Origin of the sequence: Bacteroides sp. RTP31139st1_H2_RTP31139_211217 (assembly GCF_040227615.1) — a bacterium.
Lineage (GTDB): Bacteria > Bacteroidota > Bacteroidia > Bacteroidales > Bacteroidaceae > Bacteroides > Bacteroides uniformis.
Genome location: NZ_JBCNZM010000097.1, coordinates 1 through 17778, shown reverse-complemented (window position 1 = coordinate 17778; position 17778 = coordinate 1). Strand labels below are relative to the sequence as shown.

The following is a 17778-nucleotide window of genomic DNA, read 5'->3' as shown; positions in this document are numbered from 1 at the left end:
TCAATGGATATGGGGGAAGACAGACAAAGGAAAATGAGAAAAGTTAGTGTTTTAAGGGGTGGGAAACTTTAGTTATAATGATTTGGCAAACATGGGTGAAATCTCTGACCCTAGTAATTATTATGCCGATCCTTCTCTGCTGGGAGTAGGTACAAACTGGCAGGACGCCATCTTCCAGACTGCTTTGCAGCATCAGCACCAGATTTCGGCACAAGGTGGTACAGAGAAGATACAATACTACGTATCAGCTTCCTATATGGATCAGGACGGTACCATCATCGGTTCAAACTTTAACCGTTACAGCTTCCGTGCCAACTTGGATGCCCAACTGAAGAAGTGGTTGAAACTCGGTTTGACCGCCACCTATACAGCAACGGGTGATGACCTGAAACTGGCAGACAGTGATGAAGGTTTGATTAACTACTCGTTGACCACTCTTCCTGATATACCTATCTATAATCTGGATGGCAGCTATGCCACCGTTGTTCGCGAAGGCTACACGAATCCTAACCCGATTGCCCTTGCCATGATGGATGACATTCTGCTGGACCGTCAGAAACTGACGGGTAATATTTTCTTTGAGGTTACTCCGATTAAAAATCTGGTATGGCATGCCGAATTGGGTTATGACATCAGTTCCAGCAAAGGTGAGCGCTACAAGCCGATGGTTGATTTGGGTGGATGGGTACGTTCCAGTAATGAAAGCAATATCCAGAAAAACAGCAGTACATTCTGGCAATTGAAGAACTATGTGACCTATTCCGGAAACATAGGCGACAAGCATCATTATACAGCCATGGTGGGTCAGGAGTGCTGGGAGTCCAGCTATGACTTCACGAGTGTGTTCAATAGCGGTCTGCCTTCGGATGAAGTGCACAATCCTGCCTTGGGTACGGGAACCCCGACTATCAATGCAGGTTTTGGAAGCTCGTCTATGGCATCTTTCTTTACACGTCTGACTTATAACTATGCCGACCGTTATCTGGGTACTTATACCTATCGTTATGACGGCTCTTCAAACTTCGGTCCCGAGAACCGTTGGGCAGGCTTCCATTCATTGGCTACTTCCTGGCGCTTTTCCAACGAAACGTTCTTTGAACCGTTGAAGAAGGTCATCAGTAACGGTAAGTTGCGTCTGGGATGGGGACAAACTGGTAATGCCAACATCGGTGGTTATGCTTGGGGTACATCCATGAGTCGTATGCCTTCCGGTCTGGGTATGGGGTATCGCCCCTCCAATATACCGAATACTTCCATCAAATGGGAGTCCCAGGAGCAATGGAACGTCGGTGTGGATTTGGGATTCCTGCACGACCGTATCAACCTGACGGTAGAGTGGTACAAGAAAACTTCCAGTGATATGTTGATGCCGTTGCAGTTGCCTTCTTATATGGGTACTTCCGGTAATGCCTCTTCTGCATTGGCTGCTCCGAAAGGTAACTATGGTGACATAGAGAATACCGGTTTTGAAATCTCTCTGAACACACATCCTATTACGGGTAAGTTTGAATGGGATTCTGACTTCCAGATTTCTTTCAACAAGAACAAACTGAAAGGATTGGCTGGTACAGCCAATGCGCAGATTGTGGGTTACGGACAGTGGACCGATGTAGTCAGTGTATCCAGTGTAGGCGAATCACTTTATAACTTCTATGGATTTGTTTGTGATGGTGTTTACAAGGACCTGGAGGATCTTCAGACTTCTCCGAAACCTGCCAAGTATCCGGCAAACGGTGTATTCGACCGTACCAATACCGTATGGGTGGGTGATGTGAAATATAAGGATATCAGTGGTCCTGACGGTGTGCCCGATGGCGTTATCGACGACTATGACAAGACCAATATCGGTTCTCCGATGCCTAAGTTTACTTTTGGCTGGACTAATACTTTCCGTTACAAGAACTTCGACTTGTCTGTTTTCATCAACGGTTCCTATGGCAACAAGGTGTACAACTACCTTTCCATGAAGCTGACACATATGAACTCTCCCTGGACTAACCAGCTGAATGCTGTAAACGGACGTGCACAGCTTGTTCCTATCAATCCGAACAAGGTCTACGAAGATGGAACGATGTGGTATAATGATGTGTCTAACGTCATGGTGGCAAACCCGGGAGCTTCCATTCCACGCGCCACTATCAATGACCCGAATGACAACGACCGTATCAGTGACCGTTATATTGAAGATGGTTCTTATATCCGTCTGAAGAACATCTCTTTGGGATATACTTTCCCGAAAAAGACGATTGATAAACTGGGACTGAGCAACTTGCGTATCTATGCCAATATCCAGAACCTGCTGACCATTACCGGTTATGACGGCTATGACCCTGAAATTGGTGCCAGCACTTCAAGCGTCAATGTCTATGGTTTGGACAACGGACGTTATCCGTCTCCTACAGTTTATTCATTCGGCTTGAATGTTTCATTCTAACACTTTAAATTGAAGAAAACATGAAAATCAGATATATTAAATATTGGGCGTTTGCAGCTGTACTCGGTATGGGAACAGTTTCATGCGAGGATTTCCTGAACCGTCCTACCGAAGACAATTATAACGAATCGAACTTCTATCAGAATGACGAACAATGTGTGCAGGGGGTTAATTATCTTTATAACTCACCTTGGTATGACTTTCAGCGCGGTTTTATTAAAGTCGGTGAAATCTTGTCCGGAAACGTATACGAGGGAAACAGCCCTTACTTGAATTTTACGGTGAATGGTACGGATGAAAACCTTGTGAACATGTCCTATTCTCTATGGGCAGTGATTGGCCATGCCAATACTGTATATACTCGTTTGAAGACGGCAAATGCGTCAGAAGCAGTGAAAAATCAGTGTATGGGCGAGTGTCTGGCATGGAAAGCCATGGCTTACTTCTATTTGGTACGTAGTTTTGGCGCAGTACCCATTATCCATGATAATACGGACGAATTGAATTCCGGTAATTATAACTCCAAATTCAAAGTGGAGGCAGCAGATGTGTACGAATATATCATTATGACTCTGGAGAAAGCTATGGAGTTGCTTCCGGCCAGAGGTGAAACGGGACGTATTGACCGCTATTGTGCCGAAGGTCTTTTGGCTAAGGTGTATCTAACTAAGAGTGGCCTTTCCGGTACCCGCAATGCGGATGATTTGGCGAAAGCGGCAGAATATTCCAAGGATGTAATTAATAATTCCGGCCGTAACTTGCTGGCTAACTATTCCGATGTTTTCCGTTTGGCAAACAACAAGAATGAAGAGTGTCTCTTCTCCTGGCACTGGTCGGCAGGACGTGACCCCTGGACACAGCAGAATACGTTGCAGTCGGACTTGGCAATGGTGGGATTCGATGAATTTGGTGATTGCTGGGGCGGCTATGCAGGTCCGTCGGTTGATTTGCAGGATGCATTTGGAATTTCCGCTTTGGAAAGTCCTGAGACGCGTTCGGATACGGATACCCGTCGGCAGGTGATGTATACGATTATTTCTGGCAGGACAAGGGCGGATTTGATTATCTGCGGTTTATTTATGATGCCGAATATGGTAAGGGAGGACCTAATGGCGATTACCAGTCTCCTACCGGTGCCAATCACGTGAAGCATCTCTATGGTAACAATAATGACCATGTATTGGGCTTGGGCGTATCGGCTGGTAATATGTACAGCGGCCTGGCAACCCATATCCTGCGCCTGTCCGATATCTATCTGGTATATGCCGAGGCGAAAATGGGACTGGCTACCTCTACTACAGACCAGAGTGCACTGGATGCTTTCAATGCAGTACGTGGCCGTGCCATTCCGGGAGTTACTCCGAAAACCTCCATTACTTGGGAGGACGTCTGGAAGGAACGCCGGCTGGAACTGGCTTGCGAAGGCGACCGTTGGTATGATTATGTACGTTTGGCATATTATGATTCCCAGCGTGCTATCAATGAGTTGAAGGCACAGCGCCGTGATGTTTATTATAGTCTGGGTACTACTTATAAGGCTTATTATGAAAACGGCAGTTGGACGGTGAATCCGGATGAGACCCGTTACAATCCGGATGCAAAGGCGCCGAATGTGACAGTTTCCAGCTTTACATTGCCGTTTCCGACAGAAGACGTGGTGTTCAATCCTAATTTGATGAAAGACCCGGTACACGTAGATGTACGTTCTGAATTCAGTTATTAATTTAATGCTTGAAAAGATGAAAAATAATAGATATACGAATTGGTTCTTCGCGGCAGCTGTTGTTGTAGCAGGCTTTTCCATGGCGGCTTGTGAGGATGAACCGGATAAATATGAAGTGGCAGGGGGAAAGCCTACCTTGAAATATGTTCGTGTCCCTGATCCGGCAGCGGCAGACTCTTTGCTGACGGGGGCTTATATGGCGAATACGATTTGTCTGGTCGGTGAGAATCTGCGGAGTGTTTACGAGCTCTATTTCAATGACCAGAAGGCGATACTTAATACCAGTTACATCACTGACCATACACTTATGGTAGATGTTCCGAAAGAGATTCCTTCGGTAGTGACCGATAAGATTTATATGGTGACCAAAGCAAAGGATACCATAGATTATGATTTCAAGGTGTTGGTTCCGGCTCCTACCGTGAACTCCATTTCTTGTGAGTTTGCAAAGCCGGGTAGTGAGGTGACACTGATTGGTGACTATTTCATTGATGACCCGAATGTGCCGCTGACCATTACGATGGCCGGTAATGTGGAAGTGACTAATATTACGAACATAACCAAGACTGCGGTCAGCTTTATTCTTCCGGACAATGCTCCTGCAGGCTATATCAACGTGAAGTCCATTTATGGTACCGGACGTTCCAAGTTCCGCTATTATGATACACGTAACATTCTCTTTGACTGGGACGGTTCTCATGGCGGTATGGCTATTGCCCACGGTTGGCGTGATGGTAGCAAGGTGTTGAGAGAAGCCGATGAAAACAGTATTGACGGTGCTTATATCTGTCTCACCGGAGCACTTGACGGTGCTATCGGAGCTACTTGGGCAGAAGATGAGTTCTCGTTCAACTATTGGCCGGAACCGTCTGCCGGTTATCCCGAACTTTCTGCACGTCCTGAGTTTGCAGAACTGCTCGAGGAGTATGGCGTCAATGGCTTGCAACTGAAATTCGAGGTGAATATTCCTTCTTCCAATCCGTGGCAGTCTTGCGCTCTACAAGTGATGTTTACGGGTAATGATGTGGTGACTTATGCGACGGGAACTAATGCTTATTTTAGTGATACGAATGTGCCGCGCGGTTTGTGGTTGCCTTGGAAGAATACGGGTTCGTATGATACGGGTGGTAAATGGACAACCGTTTCCATGAATCTGTCCGAGTTCAACAAGACGCATGAAGGTAATAAGTGTGATAGAACTTTTGACAAGACTATGCTGACCGGATTGACATTCTTTGTCTGGGCAGGTGGTGTGGAAGGTAAGGATTGCAATCCGGTGATTATGATTGACAACATCCGTGTGGTACCTATTGAATAACCTTTTAAATAGAATACTGATATGAATAAAACATATAAATTTCCGGCACTGTGGATGATGTGCCTGATGCTCTTCAGTTGCTTGACGTTTACGGCCTGCGACAATGGGGATGATGAAGATACCAACCAATATAAAGGGGGAATCAGTCTGAATGTATTCGGACCGAGTCCCGTATCCCGCGGCGGTGTACTCCGTTTCCTAGGCAGTGGCATGGATAAAGTGACTGCGGTCGCTATTCCCGGTTGCGACGATATAACAGACATCGAAGTAGTCAGTGATACGGAAATCCGTGTCACTGTACCTCAGACAGCCCAGCCGGGGTTGGTTGTCTTGAAGACTCCGAAAGGGGATATTACAACAAAAACCGAGTTGACATTTACGGAGCCGATTGCTTTGGAGGCTTTTGCACCGGCAGAAGTAAAGCCTGGTGGTGAATTGACCATTACTGGTGAATATTTGAATTTGATTAAAGAAGTGATATTTGCTGACGAGGTAACAGTGCCTGCTGATGAGTTTGTCAGTCAAAGCCGTCAGGAGATTAAAGTTATTGTTCCTGATTCTGCTCAGACCGGTAAGTTCATCTTGTCTGATGGAGCTGAAATCCCCAATTGGATTTATTCTGAAGGGGAACTGGAGGTTACTTTGCCATCGGTAGAGGCTCCACTCGACCTGGTAGATAAGAAGCCGGGGGATGTCATTCGAGTTTCTGGTGAAAACTTTGATTTGGTGAAGAAAGTGCAGATGCCGAATGGGGATGAAGTTGAATTTACGATGACTGCCTCTTCCGAAGGAGATGAACTTACTTTTACATTGCCGGATAATGTCTCGGACGGAGAAATTACGGTACTTCCTGCTTCGGATGTAAAAGTTGTGGTTGCTACTGTTGTAGTAGCTACGCCTTCGAACGTAGTGGCTGTTCCTGCTGTGAACTTGCGTGGTGGAGATATGATTACCTTGAAAGGTACCAATATGGATTTGGTGACTGATGTAACGTTCCCTGGTGTAGAAGAAGCAGTAGGATTGGAATCACAAAACTCGACTGAAATAAAGGTCTTGATGCCGGCTGCGGCTATTAGTGGTGATTTGCAATTGAATACAAATAGTGGAAAAGCAACTGCCGTATCTATTGCAACGGCAAAGCCGGAAAACATTTCTTATAGTGCGGCGACAGTCCCGGCAGGAGAGGCTTTGACTGTCAAAGGAGTAAATATGGATGTAGTTTCGGCTGTTGTATTCAGTGGTAATGTGGAGGTTACCGTATCCGATGCCACTGCTACTGCCATTTCTTTGACTGTACCTACAACTGCCGAAACTGGGGCCTTACTTTTGAAAATGGCCAATGGTGAATTTGTGGAAGCACCGTCTCTGACAATAGAGAAACCGGTATGCGCCTATTTGCCGGCATTGCCTGACAAATTGGTTCGGGGACGAATTGTGGAACTTGAGATTGTTAATGCTGATAAACTGACAAATGTATTGCTGAATGAGGCTTCAGTCCAGTATATCAATGATGCGGCTAAAGGGGTATTGATGTTGAATGTACCGGCTGAACTGAATGGAACTTATAGTCTGAAACTGATTTCTTCAAATGGTGAAATTGCTTATGATGTTCTTGTGGTTGCTAATGAAGAAACAGTTTGGGCTGGTCCGCTCGATATTAGTTGGGGTGATGGAGGACGTGTGTTGGTACCGGCTGTATCTTTTGCCAAGGTAACGGCAGGCACTGTCATGAAAGTCTATTTCGATCAGAAAGACCAGACTTGGGCACAGGCTCAGTTTAACTATGGCGATTGGAGTGGCATAGCTTTCTCTTTGTTTGATACGACTATGGTACCGACAGACATTTACGGCTGGAGTTTCGAGAGCCGTGTGATGGAGTTGACGTTGACTCAGGAGATACTTGATAATATTCAAGCTAAACAAGGAGATTGTGAAGACCAGACAAATGTAGGTATCATTATTCAGGGCAGTGATTTGACGTTTACAAAAATAACGATTGTAAATTGATGAATTGTGGCTTGAAGAATGTGACTATGGATGCCCTGATTAAGAATGAAATAAAATCATAATTAAGATGAAGAAACTGAATATAAAATGGATGCTTTCGTTGATAGCAGCTTTTACTTTTGCCTCCTGCGATACTGATGTCGATCATGATATCCCAGCAGTGGATGCACCGGTATTGGTGTCTACTACTCCTGAAAGTGGAGCAGCCAAAGTGAAAACGGGAGAAATCACTATTGAGGTGAAATATGACAAGAATATATTCTTTGCAACAGACAATCTGAGCGAAATCAAGTTTACCGGTGGTGAACTGATAAGTGCCGATGTACTTGGCGCAAGCAATATACTGACTGTAAAAGTGAATGTTCCCGGGAGAGAGACGGCTTGTTCTCTCTCTATCCCCGAGGGAATAGTAACCGGACCGAACCAGATGCCTGCTCCGGCTGTATCGGTTCAGTTCTCTACTGTCGCTTTGGACAAGGCACTGGTTGCCGCTAGTTCGGCCAAAGCTGTGAAACTGTACAATTATCTATTGGATAACTTCGAGACGAAGACACTTTCAGCTATGATGGCCAATGTTGCCTGGAATACGGAAATGTCCGAAAAGGTGTATGGATGGACTGGAAAATATCCGGCTATCAACTGTTTCGACTATGTTCATCTGCCGGCATCTGTAGCTGGAGCAGACTGGATTAATTACGGTGACATTACTCCTGTTAAGGATTGGTCTGACAAAGGTGGCATCGTAGCTGCCATGTGGCATTGGAATGTACCCAAGAAAGCTGTAGGCGAAGCTTCTTCTACCCAAATATGGGAAGGAGAGACAGTAATGCCGGGTGATTGGAGTGGAAATGTACAGATGACGGATGATGCTGCAAAAGCTGTCTTTGCTGATGCACAAGTGGGTCAGGTGATACGCGTGGCTGTGAAGGATGTGGCAGCGGGTGCACAAGGTTCGTTCAAAAACAGTGGTTGGAGCGAGATTGCTTCAGGAACTGATTATTTTGACATATCCGGGGACTATACATTGGTGATTACCGAAGATGTTTTGAAATCCCTGCAAGAAGGTGGTCTCATCATTGGTGGACATGATTATACAGCAGTTGCTGTTTATCTTGAAAATAACGGTACAGCTCTCGACCCGAATAAGGATTATGCCTTTTATAAGGCAGATACGGAGTTTGATGCTACCAATGCCACAGTGGAAGGCACTTGGGAAAACAAGGTGTTTACCGAAGATTTGAAAAATGCTGCCGCTTACTTGAAGCTATTGAGAGATGCGGATATTCCGGTATTGTGGCGTCCATTCCACGAGGCAGCCGGTGGCTGGTTCTGGTGGGGTAAGGATGCTGCCAGCTTTAAATCTCTGTGGATTGCTATGTTCAATTACTTCAAGACTGAAGGATTGGATAATCTTATCTGGGTTTGGACTACCGAGGGCAATGATGCCGATTGGTATCCGGGAGATCAATATGTAGACATCGTGGGACGTGATGTTTATAATAAGGAAACTGCAGATTGTGTTTCAGAATATACTTCCATTGCCGAAAATTATGGAAACAAGATTGTTTCGCTGAGTGAATGTGGTACGGTCGGACTTATTTCCGAACAATGGGCATCTGGTGCACGTTGGAGTTGGTTCATGCCGTGGTATGACGGGACAAATGAGGATGGTAGCCCGGTAGTCCATGCTGATGAAGCATGGTGGAAGGATGCTATGAGCCAGGAATTTGTTGTTTCCCGTGAAGAGCTTCCTTCTATGGAATAGCAATTTTTAATAATAAAATAGAAAGGGTTGTCTCTGGTTAGTATCGGGGCAACCCTTTCTGTCTTTTATAGCTTTTAGTTGTTGGTTATAGAATTCATGCTTTATACTTTTTAGGAAAAATAGTAATGGATGTTAAATGAGTGTCGTTATTTGATAAAATAGTATTATAAGGTTTGCTGCTAAAAGTCTACTTTTGTCAAGCCTAATTAAAATTTGATAATAATCATATAATGTTTAACCGCTAATGAAATGAAAAATGCCTATGAGAAAGGAGTGATATGTATACCAACCACTTTATAGAATAAGGTATATTTAATTTTTCCTCAAAAAGAGAAGTTTACCTTATATTAAACGGTAGATGCCGCCAGGCAATACCAATTCATTAATCTAAGAAAAATACAAGTATGAATTTAAATTTCAGAAGAACCGCGCTGCTCGTGGGTATCTGTTCGGCTGTCAGCCTGACTTATACTCCGCAACTTTTCGCCGCATCGGTCGATGCAATAGATGCTGTGCAGCAAGCAAAAAAAATCACAGGTACTGTAACAGATGCAATGGGACCGGTCATCGGTGCCAATGTATTGGAGAAAGGAACCACAAATGGTGTCATTACCGACATTGACGGTAATTTCACATTGAATGTTCAGCCGGGAGCAACGATTGTTGTGTCTTTTATCGGTTATCAGCCGCAAGAAATAGTGGTAGGTAACCAGACTAGTTTCAAGATTCAGCTAAAGGAAGATACGGAATTGTTGGATGAAGTAGTCGTAGTGGGTTACGGTGTACAGAAGAAGAAACTGGTGACAGGTGCTACGGTTGAGGTAAAAGGCGAAGACATCGCAAAATTAAATACTACGCAGGCATTGGGCGCTTTACAAAGCCAGTCTCCGGGTGTAAATATTCAGGCCGTTTCCGGTCAGCCGGGTGATGGGTTTAAAATTAATATTCGTGGTGCTGGTACTAACGGAAATACAGCTCCAGTTTACGTTATTGATGGTGTAGCCGGTGGCGATATTAACGCCTTGAATCCTGCCGATATTGAACGTATTGACGTGTTGAAAGATGCTGCATCTTGTGCAATTTACGGTTCGAGCGGTGCCAACGGTGTTATCCTTATTACTACGAAGCAGGGTAAGGTAGGAAAGGTTTCTGTATCTTATGATGGAAACATAGGTTGGGCAAATATATATAAGATGCCTGATATGTTGAATGCCAAAGAATATATGGCGGTAATGGATCAAGTGGCCTATAATAATGGAGGCCAACCGTATGATTGGTCAAAATTCGTAGATGCTGATTTGCTGACTGCTTATCAGAATGGTACCAATCCTGGTACAGATTGGGTAAAAGAATTCCGGAATAAAAATGCTGTGGTTACTAATCATGCGTTGAATGTAACAGGTGGTTCTGAATTCTCCAAATTTTCGACAGGTATAGGCTATCAGTATCAGGATGGTGCATTCGGTGGTCCGGTGAAGACTGACTATCGTCGTTTTACTTTCCGCATTAATTCTGAGCATGTGATATATCGTAAGGGAGATGTGGATGTGATAAAGTTTGGTGAGAATATATATTATCAGCACAAACAGAATCAAGGTGTGCAGTTAGGTGATCAATATTCGAATGACCTTTCTAATGCTTTGCGTGCTATTCCTCTGATTCCTGTATATAATGAAAATGGTGATTTCTTCATGTATGATGATTTGAAGAATTTTGGAACGAGTGCTAATGGTATACTTGATTATACTGCATATGCTTCTAATCCGATGGCTCACATGGTATATAATCAGGCTGGGAATAATAAGAATAAGAATTTTAATCTGAACACAGCGGCATATCTGGAAGTACAACCACTTAAGAATCTTATTTATAAAGGTCAGGTTAGTTACAAACAATGGTCAAGTTCATGGCGTTCATATCTTCCCGTTTACCAAATTAATAATCAGGGAGATAGCCGTGATAAAGACCAAACGATAAATAACGTGTCTTTGGGTTGGAACTGGAGTTTGACTAATACGTTGAGTTATCGGTTTGATATTACAGACTTACATCATTTTGATGTTTTGGCTGGTACAGAGTATTCTAAATCAAGACCAACTTATGGCGAATCAGTAGAGGCAACCGGTTATAATAGTGCTTTTGGTGACTTTACACATGCTTATTTGCATAATACAGAACGTAAAGCTACTGCTACAGTAAATGGTTATCCCTCGGATTATGGTTCTAAGATGTCTTATTTTGGACGTTTGAATTATGACTTTAAGGAAACTTATATGTTTTCTGCTATCATTCGTGCCGATGGCTCGTCTAAGTTTGCGAAAGGCAATCAATGGGGATATTTCCCATCATTCTCTGCTGGTTGGGTTATTTCAAACGAGGCTTTTATGAAGAATACTGCTTCTTGGCTTGGTTTCTTGAAAGTCCGTGCTGGTTGGGGACAGAATGGTAATGACAATATCCCTAATTCAAATTGGCGTGCCGGTTACGAGTTTGGCGATTATGGTCTTTATACATTTGGCTCGGATAAGAATGGAGGTACAACCGGAGCTTACCCGAATCGTTTGGCTAACCCCGATTTGACATGGGAAACTTCAGAACAGACCAATATCGGTATTGATGCCCGTTTCTTGGATAACCGTCTGAGTTTTACCATGGACTGGTATAGCAAGCAGACGAAAGACTTGTTAGTGGAAGTGGGTACCAATGCGGCTTCCGGTTTCGCTACTCAATATCAAAATGCTGGTACGGTAAAGAATACTGGCCTTGAACTTTCAATGGGCTGGAGAGATCAGATTGGTAAGGAGTTCAAGTATGGGGTGAATGTCAATATGGCCTATAATAAGAATGAAGTAACGGAGGTTAATAACGCCAATCATTTTATTGAAGGCGGTAATGATTTGTTGGCTCAAAGTACGGGTCGGTTTGTCCGTATGGAAGAAGGACATCCTATTGGCTATTTTTATGGTTATAAGACGGATGGTGTCATTCAGAACCAGAATGACTTGCAGGCATATCTTGACCAGAATTGTAAAGGAAATGCGGCAAACTCTAAGCAAGGTGCAAGTATTAAACCGGGTGATTTGAAGTTTGTGGATGTTGATGGAAATGGGGTGATTAATGATGACGATAAGACTGATTTGGGTAATCCTCATCCTGACGTGACAATGGGTCTTACGTTAAGTGCGGAATATAAAGGATTTGATTTCTCTGTAACAACCTATGGCGCTTTTGGTGCACAGGTAGCTCGCTCTTGGCGAAAGTTCTCAGATGGACAGTATGAAAACTATACGACAGAAGTTTACGATTACTGGCATGGCGAAGGAACCTCAAACAGATATCCGCTGCTTGTGCCGGGAAATAGTGGACAGAATTTCCAGGCCATTTCAGATATTTATATTGATGATGCCGACTATGTTCGCATTCAAAATCTGACTATAGGATACGATTTCAAGAGAATTTGGAAGAACTGTCCGTTCCAGCAACTTCGTGTGTATGCTGCTGCACAGAATCTATTTACTTTTACCGGTTATAAAGGGATGGATCCGGAGAATGGTAGAGCCCTCAATGACAAAGAACCGTGGGTAACCGGTGTTGATGTAGGTAACTATCCTCAACCTCGTACTTATATGGTAGGTGTTAATGTTAAATTCTAAAATTGATACACGATGAAAAAAATAGCATATTTAATAGGTGCAGCTTTGATGATAGCAGGAATGTTTGCTTCTTGTAGCTTGGACTCGATGAGTCTGACGGAAAAAGATACGACCAATTTTCCTAAAACGGCTGAAGATGCCAATCAGGCTTTAGCTGCCATATATCAGAACCTGAATAATGTCAATGCTTTTCCACAGCAGTCTTTCTTGTATAATTCTCTGCTGGCTTGCGATGATATGTTGGGTGGTGGTGGTCCCAATGATAAGTTGATGCAATCTTTGGACCTTATTTGTAATACGGGTACAAATGCTACGCAGGACTACTGGGTGGCTCGCTATCAAGGAATCAACCGTGCCAATACGTTGTTGGAGGCTCTTGCTGGTATTGAAATGGATCCGGAAGTAAGAGCGCAGGCTGAGGGCGAAGCCAAGTTCCTTCGTGCTTTTTATTACTACGAGTTGGCTTCCATGTATGGGCGCGTACCTTTGGTGATTACTGCTTTGTTGCCCGAAGATACTACTCCTCCGACTGCCGCTGTTATCTGGGGGCAGATTCTGCAGGATCTTCGCGATGCGGCTGCAAATATGCCGGCTGTTCGCAAGTCGGATGGGCATGTTGATAAATATACGGCTGAAGCTATGTTAGGACGTGCTTGGTTGTATTATACTGGTATGTATGGCAATGGTGAAACTCTGAACGATTTGGTTAGTACGAACTATAGTCCGTTGACTTCAGTTGATTTGCCTGATGGGACAACTTTGACCAAGCAGGATGTGGTTGGGTATATTGATGATTGTGTGAATAATTCTGGTTATAGGCTTGTTCTTGAGTTTCGTAATTTGTGGGCATATACCAATAAATGTACGGTAGAAGATTTTCCGTTTACTGCCGGTCAGGGATTGAAGTGGGTAGAAGATGATGCAGCGGTAAATCCCGAATCCATGTTTGCCATTAAATATAATAAACTTGCATCTTGGAGCACTACTATCGGTTATGGTAACGGTTATGCTCTGCATTTTGGTGTACGTGGCAATGATCAGGCCAATTCTTTCCCCTTCGGACAAGGATGGGGTGCCGGTCCTGTAGCTCCCAATTTTTATAATGATTGGAGTGTGGCAGAACAAGATGATGCCCGTCGTCCGGCCTCCGTATTCAAGACGGAGGATATGCCGAGTTATAATAAAGGTGGTGGTGACGGCTTTATCCAAGAAACGGATTATTATCAGATGAAAATAGGTTCTATCATGGCTTATAGTACGGATGCGGCTGGAAATAAAACGATTGAGCCGGTATTTGAGAAGATAATGTATGGTGCCGACGGCTGGATTAATGATAATCTGATGCAAACCGGTTCTATTCATGATTTGGTTTTGATTCGTTTTGCGGATGTATTGTTGATGCAGTCTGAATTGAAGGAAGATGTTTCCGGTATAAACAGAGTGCGTAGTCGTGCCGGACTTGAACCTATTGGTACATATTCGTTGGCTGCATTGCAGAATGAACGCCGTTGGGAATTATGTTTTGAAGGTACTCGCTGGAACGATATTCGCCGTTGGCATATTGCTGCCGATGCCCTTGAAAGACAGACGGGAGCAAAGGTTTATACAAATGGGGCTGAAAGCCGTAATGTGGCGCAGAACGGTGGTTATGCCGCACGTTATAAGGCTACGGCAGGTTTCCAGAAGATTCCCGAAAACCAAGTCCTCCTGAATGAAGGAAAGGTAGAACAAAATGAGGGTTATACGGATGCAAGTGCTGAGTATAATGGTTGGCAAGAATAGAATATGAATTTAAAATGAAAAAAGATATGAAAAAGATATTATTCGCAATACCTTTGTTTGCAATGCTGCTGGTGGCTTGCGATCCGATAGTGGATGAAATCAGTCCGGATCCCAATGTCACACCGGAAAATCTTACTTTTGAACTTGTGGCCAAGAACCAGGGAAACAACAACATTCAGATTGTTCCTACTCCGTCACGTTATGTGAAGGTTTATGATGCTACGTCTGATATCAAGTTGGCAGAAGGTACGGCTCCGTCGGTTCAAGTAGCTCCTCCTAATAAAGAATTGCAAGTATATGTAACAACCATTAATTCGGACGGCTCCATAACAAAATCGGCTTCCAAATCAATAGCAGTAACGGAGTATACAGATCTTCCCGCTATTTATGCTGATGTATTCGGCACAACTCCGGACGGTGGTTATGGAACAACCACTTGGGTCTGGAATACAGAAGCTGCAGACGGTTGTTGGGGTAATGGAGGTTATCTCGGCAATACCGGCCCCGGTTGGTGGATTTGTGATGCTGTGGGAGATGTCGGAAACGGTAGAGGGCAAATTGATGAACAAGCTGTAGGAAAAGGATTGCCTGATGATGGATTAAATGGTTGGTTCTCACTTAGTTTGACTGGTGTTCAGACAAGTCGTGGTGAAAGTGGTTCTGTCAAGGTGTCAGAAGATGTGGTGCAATCCGGTTGGGATGTAGGTACTATGGAGTTCTCTGGTACTATTCCATTGTTAGGTATACAGCCGAATCAAGGAAATGCACGTCAGTATGAGTATCATATTTTGAAGATTACAGAAGATGAACTTCGTCTTTGTGCTCCTGAACCCGGTGCTGGCGCTTGGGGTACGGCATGGTTCTGGAACTTCAAGAAAAAATAGTTAATATTGAAAGGTACGGGTGGGTAACGACCACTCGTATACTTTTATTACTAATTAAAAAAATGCAACAATGAAACGAACTTTCTTTTTGATATTACTGTTCTTCTGTGCTCTTTTTGTTAAAGCGGATGTTTTGGGACCGTATACAATGGATAGTAATGTACCTCCCACACCAACCGGATATGCTCGGGTTGTACTTCCGATAGGAGGTGCTGACGCTTCGGTAGCCGTAAGCATAACTGTTTGTGACGAAAGTGGTCAACAGTATGTTTTGAGAACTACTACCCCAAATGCTGCTCCATATTGTTATTTCTTGGCTTATGGCGTTTACCGCGTGGTCGCTTTAGAGGATTGTACAGCACAATCTAATTGGGGCGCACTTACGGTTGGTACAATTTTCGAAGTGACAGGAGGTGGCTATATTTCTTTAAATTATATAGGAACAATCTCTACTCCAAGTATTGTTCAAGCATCGGGTACTGATGATAATGTTCCTCCTTCCAAAGTAGGTTACAATATAATGAAAGTGTATGGAATAGAGACAAACGGCGGTGGGGTGTTGGTTGATTCTGACAAAAAAGAATATGGTATCTTTAATTATACCGGACATATAGGCGGTGCTCATTACTTTTACATTAAGCCAGGCACATACACTATAAAATCTTTGAGTGCTACCAATGGAAATTATATTTATTTGGAGTATGGAAATGTTAGACAACCGCTTTCTGCTGGTAGGACTTTCACAGTTCCTGCGTCATTCTTCTCCATTGTGTTTTCTAAAAAGGCACTTTAAGAATAATCTATAAATGAATTATTCAACTCAAAGCAGTTGTCGTTACCCCCCCGACTTTATTAGTCGCCCGTAACATCGGATAATTGTAAATGCATTAACCGAATAGTACAATTGTTTAATGGTTAAATCAGGAAAAGGCGAGTCGTGAGATTCGCCTTTTCGCATTCATTCTCTATTGCCTTTCCGGATGCAATTCACATTCCTTTTTGTATTACCCCTGATTTCAGGGCGCAGAATGTTTCTTTTTATCCCTGCATCTCCTTCACCTCCTTCTCCCATCCTCCTGTTCATTGGCTTTCCCGGTGAAACCGCTTTCCACCCTCATCGCCCCGCCTTTGCATCGCGCGACACGCCGTAGTATCCCGGCATGGCCCGGTAGATGGGTTGCGTGGGCTTCCCCACATTCTTCAGCTTGCCCTCTTGCTGCAACCGTTTCAGGTGGACGTTCGCGGTGGTGCGCGCCATGCCGCAGAGCGCTTGGAAGTCACTGCGAATCAGCACGTCGTGGTCGGCAAAGTATTCTTTCAGCTTCATGTCTATCTCCACTTCCGAAAGCTTCAGGGAGTGGCGGGTGTATTTACTGCGGATGGCATTGACTCCCGTCATCGCTTGTTTCAGCCTGACGTCGGGACGGAAGCTGATGCTTTTCAGCCGGAGTTTCAGGTGCTTGTTCGGGGTGCTGCGGGTCACTTTCTGTGTGGCTTCCAGGGTGGGGGCGAAGTAGCCCAGCCCTTCGATGTGCACCTCGTGGCCGTCGCGCAGTTCTTCGCCGCAAATTTGCGCCAGGCAGTCTATCGCGTTCATCACGTCGCCCACCGTGAGCGAGCTGCGGGCATGCACGCGGTTGTAGAGCTGCCGCATGGTTACTTTCCCGTTGAGCAACGGGCGGGGATGGAGGCCTCTCTCTTCAGGGGCTTCCTCATTAGTGCCCGGATTCTCGTACCAGTCATATAGTATTGCCATATCAATAGGTTTTAGTGCGTTCAACATACTTGTTTCTTCCCTCGGAAGTGTCTTCCTGTAAGTGAACGACTCCGGTCGGCCGAACGAATAACCCGGGTCGTTCGATTGAACGACCTAAGTCAGTCGATTGGACGACCCGGGGCGTTCACTTATAAAGAACCGTGCAAAGGTACTGAAAATAAAGGGTTCCGAAGCATAAATAAGTATGTTTGTCGGCAGGAATGATTTTTGAAGAATAAGCGGAGAATGGTTTGCAAAACGCCCTCGGCAGGCAGTAACTTTGGCGAAGAGGCGAGAGGAAAGAAAGGATGATTCCCTTCCTCGAAACCTCCCAATAATCATTTTAATAAAAAATATTTATGAAGAAAAAACTGATGACTTTGCAGCAACACCGGCTCTTGAAGGAAGCGGGACAACTGATAGCCTTTTCCGAAAGGCTGAAACACGCACAAAAAG

8 protein-coding genes and 2 pseudogenes are annotated in these 17778 nt (G+C 44.3%); 9 read left to right on the top strand and 1 reads right to left on the bottom strand.

The annotated features are described in order from the left end of the window. Positions 1 to 73: 73 nt before the first annotated feature. The 9 genes and pseudogenes from ABUA47_RS15630 to ABUA47_RS15590 form a co-directional block, all read left to right on the top strand. Positions 74 to 2434 (top strand): annotated as a pseudogene (locus ABUA47_RS15630) (SusC/RagA family TonB-linked outer membrane protein); the annotation flags it as partial. Positions 2435 to 2454: 20 nt separating this feature from the next. After that, a pseudogene (locus ABUA47_RS15625) lies at positions 2455 to 4157 on the top strand (RagB/SusD family nutrient uptake outer membrane protein). Positions 4158 to 4173: 16 nt separating this feature from the next. Beyond that, a complete protein-coding gene (locus ABUA47_RS15620) occupies positions 4174 to 5475 on the top strand; it encodes a glycan-binding surface protein (protein ID WP_005834814.1) in 1302 nt (433 codons plus the stop codon). 21 nt (positions 5476 to 5496) lie between these two features. Then, positions 5497 to 7482 carry a hypothetical protein gene (locus ABUA47_RS15615; protein ID WP_035449716.1) on the top strand — a complete coding sequence of 662 codons (1986 nt, stop codon included), beginning with the start codon at positions 5497 to 5499 and terminating at the stop codon, positions 7480 to 7482. Positions 7483 to 7549: 67 nt separating this feature from the next. Further along, positions 7550 to 9247 carry a glycosyl hydrolase gene (locus ABUA47_RS15610; protein WP_005837862.1) on the top strand — a complete coding sequence of 566 codons (1698 nt, stop codon included), beginning with the start codon at positions 7550 to 7552 and terminating at the stop codon, positions 9245 to 9247. A 404-nt stretch (positions 9248 to 9651) separates the two neighbouring features. Continuing rightward, a complete protein-coding gene (locus tag ABUA47_RS15605) occupies positions 9652 to 12900 on the top strand; it encodes a TonB-dependent receptor (protein WP_349829763.1) in 3249 nt (1082 codons plus the stop codon). Between the two features lie 12 nt (positions 12901 to 12912). After that, on the top strand, positions 12913 to 14682 hold the full coding sequence (locus ABUA47_RS15600; protein ID WP_349824431.1) for a RagB/SusD family nutrient uptake outer membrane protein: 1770 nt from the start codon (positions 12913 to 12915) through the stop codon (positions 14680 to 14682). 26 nt (positions 14683 to 14708) lie between these two features. Continuing rightward, complete coding sequence (locus ABUA47_RS15595; protein ID WP_005834823.1) at positions 14709 to 15566, top strand: hypothetical protein; 858 nt, start codon at positions 14709 to 14711, stop codon at positions 15564 to 15566. Positions 15567 to 15636: 70 nt separating this feature from the next. Beyond that, positions 15637 to 16359, top strand: coding sequence for a hypothetical protein (locus ABUA47_RS15590; protein WP_005825006.1), 723 nt, complete (start codon positions 15637 to 15639; stop codon positions 16357 to 16359). Between the two features lie 321 nt (positions 16360 to 16680). Here ABUA47_RS15590 and ABUA47_RS15585 read toward each other — a convergent pair whose 3' ends face one another. Beyond that, positions 16681 to 17322 (bottom strand): HU family DNA-binding protein, encoded by a 642-nt coding sequence (locus ABUA47_RS15585; RefSeq protein ID WP_005834825.1) that lies wholly within the window; start codon positions 17320 to 17322, stop codon positions 16681 to 16683. Positions 17323 to 17778: the final 456 nt, after the last annotated feature.